The following is a 22,738-nucleotide window of genomic DNA, read 5'->3' on the forward strand; positions in this document are numbered from 1 at the left end:
TTTTGTTAATTTATTTTTTAACATCTTGGCGTAACCTACAAAATAGTGAAAATAAATCACGCAGTGCCCGGTACAGTGAACAGAGGTATTTATGGAAAAAAGCGCAATATTAGGTGTATTGGCAGCCGAAGTAGAACAAGGTCGATTGATTTTTCCGACATCAGCTACTGCGGCGATCAAGATCAAGGAAAAATTAGAAGATCCCGATTGTAGTATCGATTCTGTAGTACGGTTGATTCAAGCCGAACCATTGCTATCGACAAAGGTGGTTGCAATCGCCAACTCGGTTGTGTTTAACCGATCAGGCAGAAAAATCACCGACGTGCGCTCAGCGGTTACGCTGATTGGCATGCGAACGGTGCGAAATTTAGCAACAGCTGTAGTGGTGCAGCAACTGGTAGCATCGTTAGCTAAAAGCGAACAAGTTACCCAGTTATGGAAACATTCCGCTTATGTAGCCGCACTGGCCCAAGTCATCGCACGTCGAGTTACGCGGCAAGATCCAGAAACAGCCATGTTTGCCGGAATGATCCATGAAATCAGCTGGTTTTACCTATTAGCCCGGGAAAAATATTATCCGGGATTAATCGATGAAAGTATGGCGAGTTCTTGGAACAGTGACGAAGAGCTGGAAGACGATAGTGAGCTCAATTGTGAAATTACCATCGGTACTGCCATCTTAAAAGCACTTTCAGTACCAGATTTGGTATTGGAAAATATAACTTATCTGTGGCAAGGGTATTTAGCATTTCCGCCAAGCTCGCTCGGCGATACACTGCTAATTGCCAATCAACTGGCTCCCGTCAAATCTCCTTTTGCTTTACCCTCTGATCAAAAAGGGTGTGATGCTTGCGCCAACGTTGATTTGTTAACTGATGATGTAACACTAAGTGATATTTTAAAAGATTCGGAAGATGAAGTAAGGTTGTTAACCGAGGCTTTATGCACGTAATCGGTTTTCGATACGCATCCGGGGTCTTTGTTCGCCTTATCAATTTACTTTGTACCTTATGGAATAGTTGGCTTGAATTTTCAACTTTTCATTTTCTCGCATCACTATTTCTTGAAAGAATAAGGTAATTCACTTGAGTTTCTAGGCCGAAAAAAGCCGCAACTAAGCTGCGGCTTTCATTTGTCGACTCTATTACTTTTATTTTCTACGGCGCTACGGTTTTAATCGGAAGCATCATTTCGTTGTCCTCATGCGAGAGAATATGACAGTGCCACACAAAAAGACCAGGAAGGTCAAATTTGACCCTGAGGCGGGTAATGCCCGGATTTGCATCTCCATTGCCAGGATAGGCGATAACAGTATCCTTGAATCCGGTTTCCCAAGGCTCTGGACCTGTTGCTTTTCCCATTTGATCGATACGCTCTATAACTTCGAACTGTATTTGATGCAGGTGGATAGGATGAGCATCTTCAGTGTAGTTGTAAAGCACCCATTCTTCGGTTTGACCCACGGTAGGGGTATTGCTTATTGCCCCCATCCAGGACTGCGGTACCGGAACGCCGTTCTCCATGGTTCCTAATTCAGCTTTTACCGGTCCAAACATACCTGCGCCCGGTGTGTTTGCTGGCACTGCAACAAGCTTGCCTTGATTGTTCAATATGGGGTCGCCTTCGCTATCAACGGGAATGAAGACGGTTTGCGATACCAGTTCGTTGATTGACAAATGGCGGATAACTGGATTGCCAGAAATGGAGGTGATCGCAGGCAACTGTAGATTTTTCGGTCGAATACTGTCATCAGAACCGCTACTTGCGACAACACGAAACTGCATTACCTGACCCGTAGTATCAGGATCTGCTATATCGAAATCATTGTCTGGCTCTCCGCCGCCAAAAGGTTCGTCTGGGCCGATATTCTGCAGAGTAATCGTTGTGCCTACTGGAATTTTAGCAAAATTGATAATAATGTCGAATCGTTCGGCAGGTGCGATCAACAGCGTCTTAAGCTTAACCGGCGCCGCCAAGAAACCGCCATCATTACCGATGACCCAAAATTTATGATTATTGCTCATCTTTAGGATTAAGAAGCGGGAATCTGAAGCATTCAATACACGGAAACGATAGCGTCGTTTTTCCACTTCAAGGTAAGGCCAGGTGCTGCCATTGACTACCATGGTATTGCCAAAAAATTCCGGATTGAAGATAGGCGATACATCGCTTTGTTCACCATCAATTGTAAGCTCCGGAATAAATGGTATTTTCAACTTATTCTGTTTTAGTCCTTCAAAAAAGGCGCGGTTGTCCGGATAGAACAGCGATCCATTCTTGTTAAATGATTTATCCTGGATGATCAGGGGGATTTCGTAGGCACCGGAGGGAAGGCCAGAGGTTAAATCGTCGCTTCCACCGCGAATCAAGTAGAAACCAGTCGGGCCGGCATACACGTTAGTGCGGGTCATACCCAGAGAGTGGTCATGGTACCAGAGAGCTGCAGCCCGCTGATCGTTAGGGTATTGATAAACGGCGGTACCTGGCTCCCATGTTTGTCCGTAAGTTGCTTCTGCTTCACCTTTGAATTGTTCATACTTGGTGCCAAATTTGGCATAACTAGCCGGAATATTAGTGGCATTCGGCAGAAACCAGGCTTCAGGATAACCATCACTGTCCTGGGTTACGTGCGCGCCGTGAAGGTGCGGCACCATCGGCACAGGTCCTATGTAAGGAGAAGGATCATCGCCGTGCATATCTGCCATAAGCGGATTAGCCCAATGCAGGGTTTGATCAATCGGCAAGAGGTGTGGCAGGTATTTGCCGTTTGGCTTTTTCAGATCATTTATCCATTTGACCCGGACTGGTTTATTTTGAACTGCTTCAATGGTGTAGGCTGGGTAGCTGAAACTGCTATCATCACTGACCGAACCATAACCCCAGACGGTAGTATTTAAACCCGGCACCACTTCTTGTTGAAACTGCCGCACAGCGATCTCATAATAATCTCCGGAAAAATTATTTGGGTTTGTTGATTTCGGCATTGTAGGTAGGATTTTGAGTGGCTTGATATATTTCGGAATCGTTGTTGGATCAAGTGATCCCCCCGGTAATGCTCCATGCACTGAAACCTGTAATCCTATGCAAAGAAATGCTGCAACAATTAAGTTACAACAGATCTTTCTTGACTGATTTTCCTTCATCTTTTCCCCCTCTGGATTTTGTGTAATGACCATATCTTTCATGACGCACAACTTTCACCTCATCTTGGTCAGATTAATTTTTACAACGACAGCTGGCGGTTATTGATTTCCAATTACTGCTACTTAAATGGTAATAAGAAACAGGATGTTAAGTAAGTGACAGCTGAACTTTCTTTCTAGTCTATTTGTCCTGATTTTGTCCCAAAAAATAATGAGCAAAATTCGATTCGGTGTGTGAGTAACTTAATGATATTTAATTTGTTTACTAGGAGAAGTCATAAAGCTAATTAGTGTAAATCCTCGTGGATTTGCAGGTATTATTTGAATATTTCAAGCTGTCATGATTAAAAACTACTTCATTGAATCTCCAATAGCCAAGATTATGAATTGCTGCCTTCTGGATGCAGTACGGAAAGACCGGTCGGAATGTTGCTTTTGACAAGGTTTCAAATTCATTATTACGATCAGAAATTGACCAGAAAATCCTGATTGTACTGGTTGAGAAATATTGTGCACCTAATTGATTATACTAATACAATTATTTACAATCGGTACGAATGTACTATGCCGCCCGATACGGGCGTAGTAGAAAATAAGTAGTAATTTCCTATAGATATAGTCAAATATTAAACCTAGAATGCCGCCTGTGTTGCATTAAAACCTCAGTAGGTCCAAGACGGTTGGTTTTTTAATATTTTCTTTATTTACTCTATTGGAGATTCAAATGAGAAACAGTTTTAAACTGAAACTATTAGCAGCTGCAATTCTGATGGCAAGTGGTGCTTCTCACGCTGCACCGACTGTTATGGGCAATTGGGGTGTTCACGATGATCCTGTTGAGCATGCAAGTGTATTGCTAGGATCAAGTGCCGGTTCGTTTGATCACATATTTACATTTAACTTGCTCAATAGAAACGATGTGGTGTCTATCGCGGTCACCAATGATTTTGGAAAATTCAATATTAATGGGGCTGCATTGCAGTTGTGGGAAGAAACCAGTGTTGATGGTAACTACACGAATGACACCTCCGTGGGGTCGTTTGCATTTGATTCTTCATCGGTGGGCATGGATTTTGGCAAACTGGGGCCTGGTAATTACTACTATGAAATTACAGGTACTGTTTTAGGCTCGAAAGGTGGTTCTTACACACTGGATTCCTACATTTCTCCAGTACCCGAACCGGAAACCTATGCCATGTTACTCGCTGGATTAGGGATGATTGGCTTTTCAGTACGACGCCGTCGAGCAGTATAAATTAGTATAATTATAATTAGTTGCTAATTCATAATCTTAAGCTACAGGGGAAAATTTTCCCTGTGGCTTTTTTACGACTCAAATCAGTGTTGAAAACGATAGCTATGACTAGTTATTCCAGATTCAAAAAGAAAACTATTGCATGGAGTGCAAGCCGATCATATTACCTTCAGTGTCCTGGATTAAAGCAATAAAGCCATATTGTCCAATGGGCATTCTCTCGCGTATGATCTGTCCACCTGCAGTGGCTGCACGACCAGCCTCAACAGCGCAATCAGTGCAGGTAAAATAAATGAGAACGCCATTTCCTCCTCCGGGGCCGTTTTCCATTTTGACCAGTGCCCCAGACGCTCCAAACTGATCACTTTTCATTGGAAAGCTCCATAATTCTATTTCCATTTCTACGGGACTGTTTAACCGTTCTAACTGAACTTGAAAAACCGATTCGTAAAAACGCTTAGCTCGATCCATATCTTGTACATAAATTTCAAACCAGCCGACAGGGTTAGTATTCATCCTAATTTCTCCTGAAAAAAAGTAAAGATTCGCAATAATTACACCTGAAAAATTTCCTTACAACCATACCATCAAGCCCATTTCTAAAGGATGGGAAAGCAATGAATGGTAAGGATAAGTACGAATGAAATACTCCTGTTTGCCGCATAATTCAGGAATCAGTTTAAGTTCGAACAAATGCTCGTGCGAATCCTGAGTTCCGGTAAATTCAAACTTGAAGTGCTGGAAATTGCATAGCTTGGTTGTTTTAAACTGGCGACAAATCAGCAGCTCGATGACGACGTCTTCCGGGGACAGGCCATTCAGATTTGCGGCCACCTTAAAATTTACTGCTTCATTAAAATGAATACGTTCACAAGGCGTTTCCAATCGGCGTATTGTAACGCCGCGCCATGCCTGTTTTATTTTGGTTTTCCACGCAGCGATATTCTTTGCGTTAACAAAATCGTTTGCTGCATATAGCGTGCCTTTGCTGCTGGCCTGACGATAGAATTTTGTCACATATTCATCGACCATGCGAGTTGCGTTGTAACGCGGCAATAGGGACATCATCGAGAGCTTGGCCATTCTTACCCACTCCGGTGAATAACCAAGCTTGCCATAGCTGTAATACAGTGGAATCACTTGATCCTGAAGAATTTCATAGAGTGCCCGACTTTCTTCTTGGTCACGTAATGCTGCATCCATATTTTCAAGCCCGGGTTTGATGGCCCAGCCATTTTTCCCGTCATAGCCTTCTCCCCACCAGCCATCCAGTACACTCAGGTTAATTGCACCATTGATACCGGCTTTCATGCCGGAAGTGCCGCTTGCTTCTAATGGATAAATCGGATTGTTAAGCCAGACATCGACCCCGGCGACAAGGCGTCGGCCTAGCCGTAAATCATAACCTTCCACCAATAAAAGCCGCCCTTCGAATTCAGGAAAATGTGCAATCTGGCTGATGCGCCGGATCAAGTCCTGTCCTGGCACATCAGCTGGGTGCGCCTTGCCGGCGAACAAAAACAGTACGGGACGCTCTTGATCGAGAATGATTTTCCGTAACCAATCCAGGTTTTCAAATAACAATGCGGCGCGTTTATAGGTAGCAAAGCGACGCGCAAAACCTATTGTCAGAATATTCGGATTGATGGGGTCGACAAACTTTAGCAGTCGGTCGAGATGTGCCTCGGAGCCACGATTTCTAGCGTTCTGCTCGCTAATACGGGAGCGAATACCATAAAACATTTGTGATTTTAATGATTGCCGTACGCTCCAGAACAAATGATCCGGTATTGCATCAATGCCTGACCAATACTCAGTATCGCACATCTTGTTGCGCCATTCATGGCCCAGGTAACGATCAAACAAATCGGACCATTCCTGCGCAAGGAAGGTTGGAACATGAACGCCATTGGTGACATAAGAAATTGGATTTTCTTCCGGCTCGATTTGTGGCCACAAATCCCGGCAAATATTCGAGGAAACATTACCATGTATCTTGCTGACGCCGTTATGAGTGCGTGAGCCATGGATTGCCAATGCTGTCATATTAAAATCCGGGCTTCCCGCGACATGTCCAAGTGCCAGGAATTCCTCGCGAGTAATATTCAGGCTGCGATAAAAGTTGTCAAAATAGGTTTGGATGAGATCAGCATTGAAATGATCGTGCCCGGCAGGAACTGCAGTATGGGTTGTAAAAACCGTATTGACTGCCACACTTTCCAAGGCACTGGCAAAGTCCAGTCCTTGCTGCACTAGCGCGTGAATTCGTTCCAGAATCATAAAAGCAGCGTGACCTTCATTGATATGCCATATCGTAGGTTTGATGCCGAGCGCTTGCAGAGTACGCACACCGCCCATACCTAGAATAATTTCTTGTTCTATGCGCATGACTTTGTCGCCACCATAGAGGTTGTGGGTGATGTAGCGATCTTCAGCAGAATTTTCCGGCAAATCGGTATCCAACAGAAACAATGTGACATGACCGATTTTTACTTGCCATACTTTTACCGTGACCTCACGCTGCGGGAGCGATACTGTAATTTGTAAACTCGAACCATCCTCGCGCGTTACCGGCGTGACAGGCAGATCATCAAAGTCAGAAACAGTGTAGGCGACTTGCTGATTACCCAAAACATCGATAGTTTGAGAAAAATATCCTTGTCGATACAGTAAGCCAATCGCTACAAATGGAAGATGCAAATCACTGGCTGCTTTGCAATGATCGCCTGCCAAGATGCCCAAGCCCCCTGAATAAATAGGCAAGCTTTCGTGAAAACCAAACTCAAAACAAAAATAGGCAATCTGATCTTGTGGATCTAACTCGTCATTAATCGGCGCTGCAGTAGCATCGTGATAGGAATCATAGGTGGATAGAATGCTATTGTAAGAAGCAAGAAAAACACGATCTTCTGTGGCTTTTATGAGCACTGATTCATCCACGCGTTTTAGAAATGCTTTGGGATTATGCCCGACTGCTTCCCATAAATGTGGATCAAGACGGGAAAACAGTGTGCGCGTAGCGCGATCCCAGCTATACCAAAGATTGTTGGCCAATTCTTCCAGTCGTTTAAGGCGGTTTGGTATTTTAGGATTGACGGTAATGGTGTAAGCGGTGCGCGGAAACATTTATGTTCTCCTTAATGTGAATTATCTTTATGTTTATCTGTAGGGTAAGAAAATCAGATTTAAACCTGAAGTAGTCAAATTTTCAATCTTAACCGTTGAGCAAACGATGCGCTTCCTGTCTGGCACCCAGCAAGCCGACCTCAGGATTTGTAATGATATACACTGGGAATTCGTGCATTAATTGAGAAAATCTCCCTTTGTCGTGGAATGCTTGCATGAAACCGCCAAGTTTCAGAATACTCAGAATCTTAGGGGCGATGCCGCCAGCTATAAATACACCGCCTCGTGTGAGTCCCGTCAATGCCAGGTTTCCAGCATAGGCGCCATAAATCTCGGCAAATAAATTGATCGATTTTATCGCAATGGGATGCTGATGAGTAAACGCAAGTGTTGTAATTGTGGCACCGCAATCTTCTTCAAGGTCGATAGGCGCAAGATTTGAAACAGTTGTAGAACTCATTTGCAGAAATTTGAAAATATTGGTTAACCCGGATCCCGAGAGTAATCGCTCTACAGATACATGATCAAATTTATTGAGGAGCATTTCAAGCAACTCAATTTGTAGTGCGCTGGTCGGGGCAAAATCCATATGACCCGCTTCGGTGGGTATTGGAGAATAGCGATCTTTCAGCCAAGTGAGCCAGGCTACACCCATCCCCGTACCTGCGCCCAGTACCACACGCATTGACTGTGCCAGTGATTTTCCAGTCTGTAGTGTTGCCATATCGCTCGGTGACAAGCTTTCAATGCCCAAAGCGGCGGCTTCAAAGTCATTAATCAGCTTTACAGAGGGAATTGAAAATTCAGCCGAAATGTCGCTGCTACTAATTTGCCAAGGCAAATTAGTTAGTTGTGCTTGCTGTGCAACAACAGGGCCTGCAACCGCAAAGCATGCTGAAAGCAGGCGGTTTGTATTTCGGGTTCGGTTCAGAAAGTCTTGCAAGATTTCAGAGAAGGTCGCAAATTTATGATTGTCATAACGGTGAGTGAATAACTCTCGTACCATACCATTATTTATTTCTGCTGCATGCAGAATGGTTTTGGTACCGCCGATATCTCCACAGACTAATTGCTTGTTCAAGGGTTTTTATTTAGAAATTAATCAAACATCTTGATTTAAAGCTGATAAGCGATTTTAGGTTTTAGCAAAACCAATGAGTAGTATACATCGATATGTATGTTTCCATTGCCATTCCGCTTAATTGACTTACAATGCGACCTTCAATGCATAATTCTAGTATCTCATCATTCAAAATGTCTGAGCCGTTGATTATTGCTAAATCTAACCAATCTGAGTTAGCGCTTTTGCCCGAAATGGCCACGCGCCACGGATGTATTACAGGTGCCACGGGGACAGGAAAGACGGTGACTTTGCAGAAACTGGCCGAAAGTTTTTCGAATATCGGTGTGCCGGTATTCATGGCCGATGTCAAAGGTGATTTAACCGGCATCAGTCAACCGGGTTCATTGACTGATAAATTAAAAACTCATTTGAATAGGATGCAGGCGAACATTCCACAATGGCAAGGTTTTCCAGTCACGTTGTGGGATGTGTTGCAAGAGAATGGACATCCGTTACGTGCGACTATTTCTGATATGGGACCGCTGTTGCTGGCCCGTCTGCTGAATCTCAATGAAACGCAAGAAGGTGTCTTAACGCTGGTTTTTAAGGTGGCGGATGATTATGGATTATTGTTGCTCGATCTCAAAGACCTGCGCGCATTGCTGCAATTTGTGGGCGATAACGCGGAAAAATTCAAGACCCAGTATGGCAGCGTTTCGTCGGCATCAATTGGCGCCATCCAACGTGGTTTGCTGCAAATAGAAAAACAGGGTGGAGATCACTTTTTTGGTGAGCCCATGTTGAATATCGAGGATTTATTGCAAACTATCGATGGCAAAGGTGTTGTTAATATTCTTGTGGCTGATAAGTTATTAAACGCACCAAGATTGTACAGCACTTTTTTGCTGTGGCTGTTATCCGAGTTATACGAGAATTTGCCGGAAATCGGAGATCGTGATAAACCTCAGTTGGTATTCTTTTTCGATGAAGCGCACTTGCTGTTTAGCACAGCGACATCGGCCTTGCTGGAGAAAATCGAACAGGTTGTGCGATTGATACGTTCCAAAGGTGTCGGCGTTTATTTCGTCACGCAGAATCCGTTTGATATCCCCGAGAAGGTACTGACTCAGTTAAGCAACCGCATTCAGCATGCTTTACGCGCATTTACGCCACGTGATCAAAAAGCTGTGAACTCCGTTGCTGATACTATGCGACCCAATCCGGAACTGAATATCAAGCAAGCCATCCTTGAGCTTTCCGTAGGCGAGGCGCTAATTTCATTTCTTGAACGCGACGGCTCTCCTGGCATTACCGAGCGCGCGTATATACTTCCACCGGCCAGCCAAATTGGGCCGATCACACAGGAAGAGCGGCAGCAGCTGCGGCAGGCTTCTATTGTGGCTGGCGTGTATGAGCAGGAAATCGACCGCGAAAGTGCCTTTGAGCTGCTCCTGGCACGAGCGGGTACTGAAAGCCCGTCCGATAATGAAAACTTGAAAAGACCGATGGAAGAGGAAGGGCTAAAAGATTTGAACGATTTATTCTCAAGATCATCAAGCGGACGAGGAAGGCGGCACGATGGGGTGATGGATGCCATGGCAAAAAGTGCAGCGCGATCAATCGGTTCGTCCATTGCGCGCGCAATTACTCGAGGCCTACTCGGATCATTATTGGGTCAAAGGCGGCGATAGAAAGTAGATTAATAACTCAGAATGCTTGATAAAAATCATTTTGAACCTGTTTTTAACACTGCAGCGGCAATGACCGGTTAAATCTCCAGCTACCTCAGTGACGGTTCTAATCTTCTATGCGGCGAATGGTAGTAATTTCACGCAGGTGTCTGAGGCCGCGAATGACTTGCGAGAGATGAAGTCTGTTGTTAACTTGCAGGACGAAGCGCATGTGCATTCGCTCATTTTCGCTTTCCATGGCAATATCATCAATATTTGAATCAGCCTTGGCAATTTCAGCCGCAACTCGCGCTAAAACGCCCTGTTTATTGTCTGTGATTATCTCAATGGCCGCTTCAAAAGTTCGAGTGATGTCTTTCCCCCAAGCCACATTGAGATAGTTTTCCTGATTCTTGGGGTTGTGTGAAATGTTATTACAATTCAATACATGAATAATTAGTCCAGAATCTTTTTTGATAATGCCGACGATGGCGTCGTCCGGTATCGGGCGGCAGCATTTGGCAAATTGCACTGCTGAACCTTCAGTTCCCAATATGGTAATAGGGGTTGCAGTCTGTTCCTTGAAAATGGATTCTGACGGGGCTGTTAACCGCCTTGCTACCACAGCTGGAAGCTGTTTGCCTAAAGCCATTTCAGTAAATAATTCTTGCTTGGATTTGACGCCGCTATCGCGCGCTAACTTATTCCACTGGGCTACGGTAATAGAGTCTGGATTAATATTAAACGATATAAATGCTTGATTTAACAAGCGCTCACCTAACTTAATTGATTCCTCGTATTGAATTGTCTTGAGAAAATGGCGGATATGCGAACGCGCTCTTGCGGTTGCAACATAACCAAGCCAGGATGGGTTGGGCTTGGCATACGGCGCGGTAACGATTTCTATGCGGTCTCCGCTTTTCAATTTTATGCGTAATGGTGCATTTTCACCGTTAATTTTGGCAGCAACACAGCAATTGCCGACATCGGAATGCACGGCATAGGCAAAATCAACGGCGGTTGATCCCCTGGGTAGCGTTAATATTTTACCTTGCGGGGTGAAAACAAAAACGTCGCTGGGGAATAAATCGATTTTAAGATGTTCCAGAAATTCTGATGAATCCGTTGAACTGCTGAGTGTTTCCATTAAGCTATGCAGCCATTGGCTAGTTTTTAAATGCAATTCATCAAAATTTCCATCTAAATTTTTATAGAGCCAGTGGGAAGCTACGCCATTTTCAGCAATTCGGTGCATTTCAGCAGTACGGATTTGAATTTCGATCGGTATGCCGAAGGGACCCAATAAGGTGCTATGCAAGGATTGATAATCATTATTTTTGGGAATCGCTATGTAGTCCTTGAATTTTCCCGGAATTGGTTTGTATAAGCTGTGCAACATTCCTAATGCAACATAGCATGAAGGTATATCTTTGACGATAACGCGAAAACCGTAAATATCAAGTACTTCAGAGAAAGACAAATGTTTCTCCAGCATCTTGTTATAAATACTGTAAAGATGTTTCTCGCGCCCGGTCACTTCCGCGTCTAAATGTGCCTCTTTGAGCTTTGACGTAATGACTTCGAGTATTTTTCCAACCACTTCACGCCGATTTCCGCGCGCTGCCCTAGTCGCTTTCACCAGTACTTTATGGCGCAAGGGATAAGAATAGCGAAAGCCCAGTTCTTGAAGTTCCTGGTAGATATTGTTAAGCCCCAGCCGGTGAGCAATGGGTGCATAAATTTCCAGAGTTTCCCGCGCGATGCTGCGTTGTTTGGCTGGAATCATGACAGATAATGTTTGCATATTGTGCAAGCGATCTGCCAATTTTATTAGAATGACACGGACATCACGGGCCATTGCCAGTAACATCTTGCGAAAATTTTCAGCTTGCGCTTCTTCCTGTGTTTGGAATTCAATTTTTGCAAGCTTAGAAACACCATCCACTAATTCCGCGACGGGTTCACCGAATCTTTCACTGATTTCAGCTTTGGAAATATCTGTATCTTCGACCACATCATGCAACAGGGCTGCCGTCAAGGTAGGGGCATCGAGACGCAACTTGCTTAGAATTCTTGCTACCGCTACAGGGTGAGAGATATAGGGTTCTCCGGACTTGCGGAATTGCCCTGAATGCGCTCCTAAACCAAATGAATAAGCATTTCTGAGCTGAATAATATCTTCAGGTTTAAGATATTGCGATGTCTCTGAAAATAAAAAATCTGCTTCTGCCATTGAGTTTAATTAATTTAGTATGCATCATTAAATTACTGAATATTTAAGTTCTCAAGTTTAAGCTTAAATCAGAAATTAATATTTGAAAGTTTGCTATGGCGATGTGTCAGGATACCTAACCAATCGACCTGTAATTAGATTTTAGAAATTACTGGGGTTTACGGGTTTTGTAATTTTAAAGTCATTTCTACATATTTCTGGGATTGAGAATGTCCAAGCCTACCTTGCCTTGGGCTACTTCACGTAAAGCTACGACCGTAGGCTTATTACGCCCAGCTTCAACCAAAGGTGCAGAACCAATTGCTAGTTGCCTTGCTCGTGCCGTTGCAACTAGCGTCATATCAAATCGATTGGATATCCTTTTCAAACAATCATCAACAGTAATTCGTGCCATTTCATTTGCCTCCGGAATGATAATAATGTTCAAATTTTACAGGAAAAAACATGAAATGATGGCGTTTATTAATCAACACTCCATTATGATAGCTGAGCAACTAAAAGGTGGTGTTTCATCGTTTGCCGTTCTGTCTTCAAGCGTTCAGCTTTAACAATGCAAATTAAATCGCTGAGCGCTTCGTTCAGTTTGCCGTTAACAATGATGTAATTGAACTCTGCAATATGGCTGATTTCTTCTCGAGCCGCCTTAAGTCGTTTTTTGATGATCTCAGGATCATCCTGTGCGCGAGTTTTTAGCCGGGTTGCCAGCGCTTCGGCTGAAGGTGGAAGAATAAAGATAGCGATAGAATGAGGGAAAATTTGTTTTATTTGCTTTGCGCCCTGGCAATCAATTTCAAGCAAAATATCCTGTCCGGATGACATTGCGTCATTGAGCCAGTGCTGCGAGGTACCGTAGAGATTGCCATAAACTTCTGCACTTTCCACAAATTCACCATTAAATAGCATTTGTTTGAATTTCGCTTCAGTGACAAAGTGATAATCACGGCCATCGATTTCTCCATTGCGGGGAAGTCGAGTGGTGTGTGAGACTGACAGATTAAGATTCAAACTCGATTGCAGTAATTCTCGAACCAGACTGGTTTTTCCGGCTCCTGATGGTGCGCTGATAACAAACAAACAACCTGGAGTTTTAATCATAATGCTTGTACCCAATCAACTTTTACGTTATTGATTTCTTATTTTGAGTTAAGAGCGATCAGTATTAGTCCTTTCAGGATTCTAACAAGCTTCGCTTCATCGTGCGTTATTCCTTCAGGTGATTCGGTCTCGCGATCCGCATAAATTAAACCAAGAGGTTTCTTATTAGCTACTAAGGGAAGCAGAAGGAAGCTGCGTGCATCAGGTAATAAAGTTGTGTGCCACAGTGGCATAAGTTTACGGACTCTGGGTATGAAAGCATTCGAAATAACGAGATCTATATTTCTTTGCATGGCAAGATGAAATAAATCATTAGTAGGCACGGCAGAGAAATTGAAACTCTTTTGGTATTCCAAATTTCTTTTACCTAACGAACTGCGTCCACGAAATGAATTCAATTTGGAATCTCTTAGACATAATGTAATAAAACGAAATCCAAGTGCAGAACAAAGAGAATCCAAACCTAGGTTGATAAGATTATCAAGTCTATAATCACCCGATGACATCATTTCAGTGGTATTTTGAATGCCTTTTAATAGCAATATCGATGCATTATAGGGTTTGTTGCAGGAGTAACGTTCAGTAATTTGCAGATTCGGAGCTTCATCGTTATTAATTGTCAAATCATTGATTAAATTTTCTTCCGCAGCAATATCGAATTCGCAATGCGCTGGGTCTTGGCTGATTTTATTATTCTTATCCACGGAAGCCAAATCGGCTGTGATTAGAAGTTCGCGAGTTTCTAAACTGGCTTTATCGATCAACTCATTCAGTATAGACATAGTCAGGTTGAGCGCTTTGCCAAACCGATTAAGTAATTCTTCTTTTAGGTTGAGATCTTCCTTGGTTGGATTAGCGCTTAGAATAAGCGGTGCGACTTTCTCACAAAACTCTGCTGCTATCTGCATCCATTCTTGTTTGTTCTTGGGTGTCATCAAGACACCTGATGGTTTTGCGCTGAGGGCTTGAATTACGTTGAAAGGCACATTCCAGTCATTTAATAAAGTTTCTGTCAGACTGTTCAGCCTGAAGCCAAGTACCTGCATGGATGCTTGTTCTGGCGTATGCCGATCTTGAGCGATAAGCGCCATCATTCGGTGATAAAGATCGGGTTCATAAGTAGCTAATAAAATGCATCCAAGATTTTTGAATAAAGCAGCAATAGAAACTTCTTCGACATCTTTAACAAATGAAGTTCGCGCAGCTAATTTGCGGCTAATCATGCTTGCTGCTAATGCATGAATTAATTCGATACGTACATGTGCTGCATGTTTTGCGGGCATTCCATCGACTAACAATATAGCCAAAGCACTGGTCTTGACTGAATCAAATCCTAATAAGAATATTGCCTTATTGATGCTGGAAATTTCTTTATTTGTAATTGCTTTAAAAGCTGCAGAATTTGATAAGCGCAGGATTTTTTGCGTTAATGAAACATCGGATAAAACATAATAAGTCAATTGTTGTATCGACTGATCATCCGATGAAGACAGTTTTACAATTCGCGCGATGGAACTACCAAGTGCCGGAAGATTTGGATCATTAGTGACAGCATTAAACAGACGATCTTTTAAAGTTATGGCATCACCTTTTAATGTGGTCGCAAGAACAAAGGAATTTGATGAGTCTTGTGGAAAACCAGTTTTTTGTATAGACCCCATCGTAATTTTCTTTCCAAAAGACACTGATGATATATATGAAATAATAGTGCTATAACTATTTGCGCCAGATTCTTTGTCTGAATACACTATTCATTAATAGTATTTTTAGTTTTTCTGTTATCGACACAAATCGAAATTGATTGATAATATAGTTAATGGCCGCCATGTTTGGCGAGATAATTCTGATGGTATTCTTCTGCGTTGTAGAATTGGCTTGCAGGCAAAATTTGCGTTACGATCGGATCTTGCCAGCGTTTGCTTATTTCTAGTTTTTCCTTGGATTCTCTTGCAGATTTTTCTTGCTCTGGCGTGAAATAAAAAATAACTGAGCGGTATTGTTCTCCTATGTCCGGGTCTTGTCGATCCTGTGTGGTAGGATTATGGCAGTTCCAAAATTCGTTTAACAAAGCCTCAAGAGAGATTTTATTATCATCATATTCTACTAATACCACTTCAACGTGACCGGTAGTGCCGGCGCAGACTGATGTGTAAGTTGGATTAGTAGTGTGCCCGCCAGAATAACCACAAGTGACGTTTTTAATGCCATTATTGCGACGAAAAGTGGCTTCTACTCCCCAGAAACAGCCCGCTCCAAAAATGATCTTATTAGCAGCCATTAATATTTTCTCATTGTTCTTTACGTACTTTTTCAATGAGCCCTTCCAGAGTTTTAATGGTAGCTTGTGGCGTTCCGCTCATTCCGCCGCTAGTAAGATACTTTCCATTAATGACCAAAGCAGGAACACCGTTAAGTTGATATTGACGAACCATTTGTGTCGATTTTGCCACTTGATTTTGGACCGTAAATGAATTGTAAGTATTTTCAAATTTTTTTCTATCAATGTTTTGTTTTTCGATCCAATCAAATAAAACAGATTCATTATTTAAATCAATTTTGTCGCGATGAATGGCATCATAAATCTTGTCGTTTAGCGTATCGGTTAGCGACATGGCTTCAATGGCGTAAAAAATTTTGGCACCGGATGCCCAGTTGGCACGAAGAATGGCGGGCACATAACGGAAGCTAACATCACTAGGTAGATTCATCAGCCAGGTTTTAAGATGCGGATGTAAGCTGTAGCAAGAGGGGCAACCGTACCAGAAAAATTCCAGAACTTCAATCTTGGCATTATCATCAGTAGGCTGAGGTTTACTCAGGACAACATAATCCTTACCTTCAACAATTTTAGCTTGTGCGTGAGTTTTAGCGATAAAAGCAAAAACCAATACTAAAACTAAAAAGAAAATCGTAACAGACTGATATCGATTCATTTAAACCTCCTGATAAAAAAGTGTTTCATTGATTAATGGGTTCTGGATGCCACAGAACTCGGTTAAAATAAATTTAAGCGTTGTTTAGTAAAACTTTTATTGTATTTTGATAAAGTGAGTATCGATGCCATTCTCCTTTAGAGAATGGCTGGTCTGATCGCTATCCGATCTGTTTGTAAAAGGGCCGATTCGAACTCTATACCAGGTTCCTCTCTCGGCTAAATCAATGGATTGTATGGATGCAAATACGCCGAGTAATGCGAGTCGTGCTTTAAGGTTCTCAGCCTCATCACTTTTTCTGAATGCGCCAGCCTGCAAAAATATTCTTTCTTTCATAGCTGGAGAGCTTTGTGTTTGAGGTGATACAGGCTGCTGCGATTGTGGAATAGGTTGTTTGGGTTCGATTGGAAGCATGCGAGATGGAATGGCAGCAGTTTGTTGAGGAGATGCTGTAGGCGTGATATCAGAGCTCGGCAAAGCTGCCTGTGGTGATCTTTCCAGCGACTTGTTGCTAACTTCGGGTGTTTTGGCAGCCACTTGCGGTTGTGCTGGCGGGTCAATATTTACTTGGTACTCATGGTTCATTTCAGGTTCATCAATACCTGGCAGTATTTTGTAAAAATCAAATCGAGGTTTTTCTTCGACTAAGTTTATTGGTTCTTCTGGCCTGGATTTTTCAGTACTTTTGGGTGTCTCAATAGGAGACTGAGTTTGATTTTTCTCAGTGGGTAAGAATGGACTGGGTGCATAGTTAAGATATAGCCATATTCCAATTGCACTCGCAAGACCTAATGCATAACCGACGAATCCACCTAAGAATGCCGAACCCCCTTTCTCATTTGTGGATTTGGCTGAAGACTTGCGAGTTTTATAATCCCGGCTCATGAGTGTCCTTATACAATTAATAGGTTACATTTTATCAGGTGCACTCACATCAAGTAATAGTAAACCGTTACTCAATGTCTGACGAATCGATGCAATTAGCGCTAGCCTGGCATGTTGCAATGGAATTTCAGGTACCAGAAAACGCGTCGAATTATAGTAACTATGAAATTCGCTGGCCAGTTCTCTGAGATAAAATGCAATGAGATGAGGCGAAAACTCTTTGGCAGCCATTTCGAGCGTATCAGGAAAATCAATTAATTTTTGCAGCAGAGCCAATTCTGCTGGACTGGACAGTGCCTCTGTATTGACATCTTGCAGATCGTCGACGTTACCATCCCATTGCACTAACACGCTGCACACACGAGCATGAGCATATTGAACATAATAGACTGGATTTTCATTGCTTTGCGATTTAGCCAAATCCATGTCAAAGTCTAAGTGCTGATCGCTTTTGCGCATCACGTAAAAAAATCGCGCGGCATCTTTGCCGACTTCTTGGCGTAATTCACGTAAGGTGACAAATTCACCGGAACGAGTAGACATCGGAGCTTTCTTTCCATTCCGGTAAAGTACGGCAAATTGCACCAAAGCGATTTGCAATTTTTCGGCATCCAGATCCAGTGCTTGCAACGCGCCTTTTACCCGTGGGATATAACCATGATGGTCTGCGCCCCAGATATTAATTACCTGATCAAAGCCCCGCTCAAATTTATTCAGATGATAAGCGATATCTGAAGCAAAATAGGTGAATTGGCCATTTTCTCGTTGCACGACTCGATCTTTCTCGTCTCCAAAATTTGTGGAGCGAAACCAAGTCGCTCCGTCTTGTTGATATAAATGCTGTTTTTTCGCAAGCAGTTCAATCGCGTGTGCCACCAGACCGTTATCAAATAACGACTGTTCTGAAAACCAGGTATCAAATTCGACGCCGAACTCCATTAAATCATTGCGGCAATCGCCCAGTTGCTCCGTTAACACAAAATTGTGTATATACGCATAGTCCTGACCCAGTATTTTTTTTGTGTTGGCAATCAGTTTGTCTAGTTGTTCGTCGGTGTTCATTTCAGTCGCTAGCACAGCTTCCGGCAAACTATCCAGCAACAGCTCAGGTTGATGTACATAACGTTGTGCATGCGCTTGAAAAATTTGTTGCGCCATAGTTTTAACGTACTCTCCCTGATAAGCATTCTGCGGAAAAGGAATATGGATATGATTAAGCTCCAGATAACGCAACCACGTTGATAACGTCAAGATATCCATTTGCCGTCCTGCGTCATTGACGTAGAATTCCCGGGACACATCAAATCCTGCAGCAGCTAAAATATTGGATAGGCTTGCCCCAATCGCTGCGCCACGGCCATGGCCAACATGCAATGGTCCAGTTGGATTGGCCGAGACAAATTCCACCTGGATTCTTTTTCCTTGTCCAAGGGTGCCATTTCCGAATGTATTTTTGCTATGCAATATGTAATGCAGGAATTGTTGCTTAGCAGAATTTTTTAAAAACAGATTGATAAATCCAGCGCCGGCCACTTCCACTTTTTCCAAATAAGTTGAAGGTGGTAGTGCATTAACCAATAATTGTGCAATTTCTCGTGGACTTTTATGTAATGGTTTGGCTAATTGCATGGCCAGATTACATGAATAATCGCCATGACTGGCTTGCTTGGTACGGGTCAATTCAATGTCAGAAACTGCAGCTTCAAGAGATGTAACAGCGTTACTTGCTTGCTGGAGAAGTCCGATAAAGTGAGTTTTGAAGTTGGGGAAATCAGATGATGTCATAGTTTAAGGGCAAGCGATATTATTAGTTTATTGCACTAAATTAAAGCGCATAGCATACACAGTTGCGTTGTTTCTACATGAATTACATTTTATCAGGAGCGTGACTCAGACCAAAGATTGTTGACGATGGGTTTCAAAAAGACAAATTCCTGCACTGACGGCAACGTTCAAACTTTCGATATTGCCTTGCATTGGAATTCGAATTAACTGATCGCAATTCTCGCGTGTTAAGCGCCGCATCCCTTTTTCCTCAGAACCGAATACCCAGGCAACAGCACCGCTAATTTTGAAATTGGTTAAATCATGTTCAGCGTCTTCGGCAGTACCAAAAATCCAAATACCTTGTTCTTTCAGTTGTTTCAGCGTGCGTGCTAGATTGGTGACCGATATAAAAGGCACGGTATCAGCCGCACCACTAGAAACCTTGTACACAGTGGGAGTTAATCCAACAGCCCGGTCTTTCGGCGCAATTACAGCATGCACGCCAAAAGCATCGGCGACACGTAGACACGCTCCCAGATTGTGTGGATCCTGAATTCCATCGAGCACCAACAGTCGCGCAGGTTCGGTTAATGCATGGAGGATGTCATCGATACTGACATAATTGCTTATACCATCGATATTGGCCACAATACCTTGATGATGGTCGTTGCCTGACATGTTAGTGAGTTTTGATCCATCGCAGGAGATGATGTGGATCTTCTTGTTGTCGGCCAACTTAATTAGTTCCCGTGCGCGTTGATCTGCGCGTGTGGCATCGATAAAAATCTCTTTGATACTGTTCGGATTTTGTCGTAAGCAACTGGTAACTGCATGAAAGCCAAATATAAAGCGAGTGCTGGTCACGTTTTAATTAAGCCCGAAAAAATGAGGTGTCACTTATTGTGAAGCGTGTCAAAATAAGAATACGCATAGAATACGCCACTGAATTTTGTGTATATTTATAGTGTAAAACAATTTCAGAAGCTTAATGCGATTTCTTATTTTTAGTAGGAGTCTTTGCCTTGGATTGCCCAGTTTTCTTTTCTGGTTCGGCTATAGCAAAATCTATTTTACTGGTTTCTAAATCGACCCGAACTAATTTGATGCGTATTCGGTCGCCCAAGCGATATTGTTTGCCGCTACGTTCGCCCAGTAAAACATGCTTGGTTGCATCAAAATGAAAATAGTCACTCGGTAATTCGGAAATATGCACCAATCCTTCTACGTATACATTGTCAAGCGCGACGAATAAACCGAATCCGGTCACGCTGCTGATCACTCCGTCAAAACATTCCCCAATTTTATCCTGCATATAAAAGCATTTTAACCAAGACTCAACGTCACGTGTGGCATCATCGGCGCGCCGTTCGGTCATTGAGCAGTGGTGCCCAAATTCGGACCAATCGCCAGGAAGGTAAGTCTCTCCGTTTAATACTGCTTTAATCGCACGATGTACCAGCAGATCAGGGTAGCGCCTGATTGGCGAGGTAAAATGTGTGTAAGCATCGTATGCAAGTCCGAAATGACCGGCGAGATCGGGACTATAGATAGCTTGCTGCAGCGATCTTAGCATCACTGTTTGAAGTAGCTGTGCATCCGGTCTTCCTTGTATTTTGAGTAAGGTTTGCGCGTAATCTTGCGCGCTGGGTTTGTTTTTTCCTCCCAGTTGGATGCCAAATTCCTTCAAAAAATTGCGCAGTATGTCAATTTTTTCTGGGGTAGGGCTTTCATGAATACGATAGAGTGTAGTCTGCCCATGCTTCTGCAGAAAATCTGCGGCGCAGACATTGGCCGCCAGCATGCATTCCTCAATTAAACGGTGCGCCTCGTTGCGATGCACTGGCAAAATCTTTTCGATTTTTCCTTGATCATTGAAGAACATTTGTGTTTCAGTGGTTTCAAAATCAATAGCGCCGCGTTTCTTACGTGCTTTCAGTAAGGCTTTAAAGAGCTTGTAGATTAGTTGCAAATGCGGTAATAATTCTGCATATTCTTGAGCCTCGTAGCTTTTTGCATCGGCCAGCATAGCCGCAACTTTGGTATAGGTCAGTCGCGCATGTGAGAACATTACGGCGGGATAAAAAGAATAGTCCAGTATATCGCCGTTGGCTTGGAATTGTATCTCACACACCATACATAGACGTTTTTTATCGGGGTTTAAGGAGCATAATCCGTTAGATAATACTTCTGGCAGCATCGGGATGACGCGGCGCGGAAAGTAAACCGAATTCCCTCGATTGAGAGCCTCCTGGTCAATCGGGTCGTGCGGTTTCACATAGTGACTGACATCCGCAATTGCTACATACAATCGGTATCCTTTGCCATCTTTTGCGCAGAAAACAGCGTCGTCAAAATCCTTTGCAGTTTCTCCGTCAATGGTTATCAGCGGTAAATGACATAGATCTTTTCGTTCGACCAACTCTTTCTTTAAGACATTTTTAGGGAATTTGGCTGAAAGTTTTTCAATATCTGGCGAGAACTCGTGAGGTAGATCGTGTTTACGTAAAGCGATTTCAATTTCCATCCCGGGAGCAGTATAGTTGCCAAGTATTTCAATAATTTTACCGATGGGCTGGGCGCGTTTGCTGGGTTGCTGGATTATTTCCACCATCACGACTTGACCGGCTTCAGCCTTTAGTGAGTGCTCCTGAGCGATCAAAATATCCTGACTAATGCGTTTATTTTCAGCTACCACCAATAGAATGCCATGATCAATATGTAGCCGTCCTACTAATCTCGTATTGCAAGACTCCAATACTTCTACGATCGCAGCTTCCCTGCGTCCGCGCCGATCCAGACCGATTTCACGCACTAAAACCCGGTCGCCATGCAGCGCTTTTTGCATTTCCTTGGCGCTCAGATACAAATCTGCACTACCATCATCCGGAATCAGAAAACCAAACCCATCGGCATGCCCCTGAATTCTGCCTTTAATTAAATTCAATTTCTCCATCACGCAAATATCGCCTTTGCGGTTACGGAAAATCTGGCCATCACGCATCATCGCCGATAACCGGCGATTAAAGAGATCTTCCTCTTTTCTTGTGATGGACAGTAATTTCCGTAACAATTGCTCGGCGATCGGAATACCTTGCTGCTTTAGGGTCTGAAGAATATATTCTCGACTAGGTAATGGATGCTCGTAGCGCTTTTTTTCGCGCTCATAGTGCGGATCCAATTGACGCAGCTTTTGCTTTTTCTCATTTGACAAAACAGTGATTTCCTATAGAATTACGCGTTCTTTGGCAGTCCGATCCGGCTGTCTCTTGCCCAGATGGCGGAATTGGTAGACGCGCATGGTTCAGGTCCATGTGCCTTCGGGTGTGGAGGTTCGAGTCCTCTTCTGGGCACCACAAACAACAACTAGCAGACTGAATGTTAATAGTAATTTTTTTAAAACAGAAACTACTATAGCTTAAACTATCCTATCCTAAAGAAGTTAATCAAGCTTTTTGAATAAAACCCTACTTCTATTTTAATATCAAGTTTGATCTTATATCAGATTGCTGATGTTTTGTGCTTTTTGCGCATTAGTCAATAGATTTATCCCGCCGCAAGTAGCGGGGAA

17 protein-coding genes and 1 tRNA gene are annotated in these 22,738 nt (G+C 43.1%); 4 read left to right on the top strand and 14 right to left on the bottom strand.

Annotation, left to right across the window (positions count from 1 at the left end):
* The first annotated feature begins 91 nt into the window (after positions 1-91).
* A complete protein-coding gene (locus Q0C11_RS00470) occupies positions 92-952 on the top strand; it encodes an HDOD domain-containing protein (RefSeq protein WP_293004772.1) in 861 nt (286 codons plus the stop codon).
* Between the two features lie 205 nt (positions 953-1,157).
* Here the strand turns inward: Q0C11_RS00470 and Q0C11_RS00475 are convergent, their stop codons facing one another.
* A complete protein-coding gene (locus tag Q0C11_RS00475; RefSeq protein ID WP_293004774.1) occupies positions 1,158-3,185 on the bottom strand; it encodes a multicopper oxidase family protein in 2,028 nt (675 codons plus the stop codon).
* Positions 3,186-3,867: 682 nt separating this feature from the next.
* Here Q0C11_RS00475 and Q0C11_RS00480 point away from each other — a divergent pair.
* On the top strand, positions 3,868-4,398 hold the full coding sequence (locus Q0C11_RS00480; protein ID WP_293004775.1) for an FxDxF family PEP-CTERM protein: 531 nt from the start codon (positions 3,868-3,870) through the stop codon (positions 4,396-4,398).
* Positions 4,399-4,533: 135 nt separating this feature from the next.
* Here the strand turns inward: Q0C11_RS00480 and Q0C11_RS00485 are convergent, their stop codons facing one another.
* The 3 genes from Q0C11_RS00485 to glk all read right to left on the bottom strand — a co-directional run bounded on the left by Q0C11_RS00485 (position 4,534) and on the right by glk (position 8,605).
* Positions 4,534-4,914: a VOC family protein gene (locus Q0C11_RS00485; protein WP_293004777.1), complete on the bottom strand. Its 381-nt coding sequence runs from the start codon at positions 4,912-4,914 to the stop codon at positions 4,534-4,536.
* A gap of 57 nt (positions 4,915-4,971) precedes the next feature.
* Positions 4,972-7,524, bottom strand: coding sequence for an alpha-glucan family phosphorylase (gene glgP, locus Q0C11_RS00490; protein WP_293004779.1), 2,553 nt, complete (start codon positions 7,522-7,524; stop codon positions 4,972-4,974).
* A gap of 88 nt (positions 7,525-7,612) precedes the next feature.
* Entirely contained in the window at positions 7,613-8,605 is a 993-nt protein-coding gene (gene glk / locus Q0C11_RS00495; RefSeq protein WP_293004781.1) for a glucokinase, read from the bottom strand.
* Positions 8,606-8,778: 173 nt separating this feature from the next.
* On the opposite strand from glk, the gene Q0C11_RS00500 reads away from it, so the two are divergent.
* Positions 8,779-10,278, top strand: coding sequence for a helicase HerA-like domain-containing protein (locus Q0C11_RS00500; protein ID WP_293004800.1), 1,500 nt, complete (start codon positions 8,779-8,781; stop codon positions 10,276-10,278).
* A 106-nt stretch (positions 10,279-10,384) separates the two neighbouring features.
* Here Q0C11_RS00500 and Q0C11_RS00505 read toward each other — a convergent pair whose 3' ends face one another.
* The 10 genes from Q0C11_RS00505 to rnr form a co-directional block, all read right to left on the bottom strand.
* Complete coding sequence (locus Q0C11_RS00505) at positions 10,385-12,490, bottom strand: bifunctional (p)ppGpp synthetase/guanosine-3',5'-bis(diphosphate) 3'-pyrophosphohydrolase (RefSeq protein ID WP_293004783.1); 2,106 nt, start codon at positions 12,488-12,490, stop codon at positions 10,385-10,387.
* A 187-nt stretch (positions 12,491-12,677) separates the two neighbouring features.
* The gene (gene rpoZ / locus Q0C11_RS00510) at positions 12,678-12,884 is read right to left on the bottom strand and encodes a DNA-directed RNA polymerase subunit omega (protein WP_293004785.1); all 207 of its coding nucleotides are present in this window, start codon (positions 12,882-12,884) and stop codon (positions 12,678-12,680) included.
* Between the two features lie 83 nt (positions 12,885-12,967).
* Positions 12,968-13,585 carry a guanylate kinase gene (gmk, locus tag Q0C11_RS00515; RefSeq protein ID WP_293004787.1) on the bottom strand — a complete coding sequence of 206 codons (618 nt, stop codon included), beginning with the start codon at positions 13,583-13,585 and terminating at the stop codon, positions 12,968-12,970.
* 38 nt (positions 13,586-13,623) lie between these two features.
* Positions 13,624-15,246: an HDOD domain-containing protein gene (locus Q0C11_RS00520; protein WP_293004789.1), complete on the bottom strand. Its 1,623-nt coding sequence runs from the start codon at positions 15,244-15,246 to the stop codon at positions 13,624-13,626.
* 152 nt (positions 15,247-15,398) lie between these two features.
* The gene (gene msrA, locus Q0C11_RS00525) at positions 15,399-15,863 is read right to left on the bottom strand and encodes a peptide-methionine (S)-S-oxide reductase MsrA (protein ID WP_293004791.1); all 465 of its coding nucleotides are present in this window, start codon (positions 15,861-15,863) and stop codon (positions 15,399-15,401) included.
* Between the two features lie 10 nt (positions 15,864-15,873).
* Positions 15,874-16,518, bottom strand: a complete 645-nt coding sequence (locus tag Q0C11_RS00530; RefSeq protein ID WP_293004792.1) for a thiol:disulfide interchange protein DsbA/DsbL — start codon at positions 16,516-16,518, stop codon at positions 15,874-15,876.
* A 96-nt stretch (positions 16,519-16,614) separates the two neighbouring features.
* Entirely contained in the window at positions 16,615-17,403 is a 789-nt protein-coding gene (locus Q0C11_RS00535) for an SPOR domain-containing protein (protein WP_293004793.1), read from the bottom strand.
* A gap of 24 nt (positions 17,404-17,427) precedes the next feature.
* The gene (argS, locus tag Q0C11_RS00540) at positions 17,428-19,188 is read right to left on the bottom strand and encodes an arginine--tRNA ligase (RefSeq protein WP_293004795.1); all 1,761 of its coding nucleotides are present in this window, start codon (positions 19,186-19,188) and stop codon (positions 17,428-17,430) included.
* Positions 19,189-19,293: 105 nt separating this feature from the next.
* Entirely contained in the window at positions 19,294-20,034 is a 741-nt protein-coding gene (rlmB, locus tag Q0C11_RS00545; protein ID WP_293004796.1) for a 23S rRNA (guanosine(2251)-2'-O)-methyltransferase RlmB, read from the bottom strand.
* A 121-nt stretch (positions 20,035-20,155) separates the two neighbouring features.
* The gene (rnr, locus tag Q0C11_RS00550; RefSeq protein WP_293004798.1) at positions 20,156-22,381 is read right to left on the bottom strand and encodes a ribonuclease R; all 2,226 of its coding nucleotides are present in this window, start codon (positions 22,379-22,381) and stop codon (positions 20,156-20,158) included.
* 57 nt (positions 22,382-22,438) lie between these two features.
* Here rnr and Q0C11_RS00555 point away from each other — a divergent pair.
* Positions 22,439-22,523 (top strand) — tRNA-Leu (locus Q0C11_RS00555).
* Positions 22,524-22,738: the final 215 nt, after the last annotated feature.

The sequence above is a fragment of the Nitrosomonas sp. genome, assembly GCF_022842015.1.
In the GTDB taxonomy this organism is placed as follows: Bacteria; Pseudomonadota; Gammaproteobacteria; order Burkholderiales; family Nitrosomonadaceae; genus Nitrosomonas.

What these genes read in the sequence shown, in the direction of transcription:
- glgP (WP_293004779.1), bottom strand. Translation starts at nt 7,524, where the DNA reads ATGTTTCCGCGCACCGCTTACACCATTACCGTCAATCCTAAAATACCA.
- Q0C11_RS00535 (WP_293004793.1), bottom strand. Translation starts at nt 17,403, where the DNA reads ATGAGCCGGGATTATAAAACTCGCAAGTCTTCAGCCAAATCCACAAAT.
- Q0C11_RS00470 (WP_293004772.1), top strand. Translation starts at nt 92, where the DNA reads ATGGAAAAAAGCGCAATATTAGGTGTATTGGCAGCCGAAGTAGAACAA.
- msrA (WP_293004791.1), bottom strand. Translation starts at nt 15,863, where the DNA reads ATGGCTGCTAATAAGATCATTTTTGGAGCGGGCTGTTTCTGGGGAGTA.
- Q0C11_RS00485 (WP_293004777.1), bottom strand. Translation starts at nt 4,914, where the DNA reads ATGAATACTAACCCTGTCGGCTGGTTTGAAATTTATGTACAAGATATG.
- Q0C11_RS00530 (WP_293004792.1), bottom strand. Translation starts at nt 16,518, where the DNA reads ATGAATCGATATCAGTCTGTTACGATTTTCTTTTTAGTTTTAGTATTG.
- rpoZ (WP_293004785.1), bottom strand. Translation starts at nt 12,884, where the DNA reads ATGGCACGAATTACTGTTGATGATTGTTTGAAAAGGATATCCAATCGA.
- Q0C11_RS00480 (WP_293004775.1), top strand. Translation starts at nt 3,868, where the DNA reads ATGAGAAACAGTTTTAAACTGAAACTATTAGCAGCTGCAATTCTGATG.
- Q0C11_RS00520 (WP_293004789.1), bottom strand. Translation starts at nt 15,246, where the DNA reads ATGGGGTCTATACAAAAAACTGGTTTTCCACAAGACTCATCAAATTCC.
- Q0C11_RS00500 (WP_293004800.1), top strand. Translation starts at nt 8,779, where the DNA reads ATGTCTGAGCCGTTGATTATTGCTAAATCTAACCAATCTGAGTTAGCG.
- argS (WP_293004795.1), bottom strand. Translation starts at nt 19,188, where the DNA reads ATGACATCATCTGATTTCCCCAACTTCAAAACTCACTTTATCGGACTT.
- Q0C11_RS00505 (WP_293004783.1), bottom strand. Translation starts at nt 12,490, where the DNA reads ATGGCAGAAGCAGATTTTTTATTTTCAGAGACATCGCAATATCTTAAA.
- Q0C11_RS00475 (WP_293004774.1), bottom strand. Translation starts at nt 3,185, where the DNA reads ATGAAAGATATGGTCATTACACAAAATCCAGAGGGGGAAAAGATGAAG.
- gmk (WP_293004787.1), bottom strand. Translation starts at nt 13,585, where the DNA reads ATGATTAAAACTCCAGGTTGTTTGTTTGTTATCAGCGCACCATCAGGA.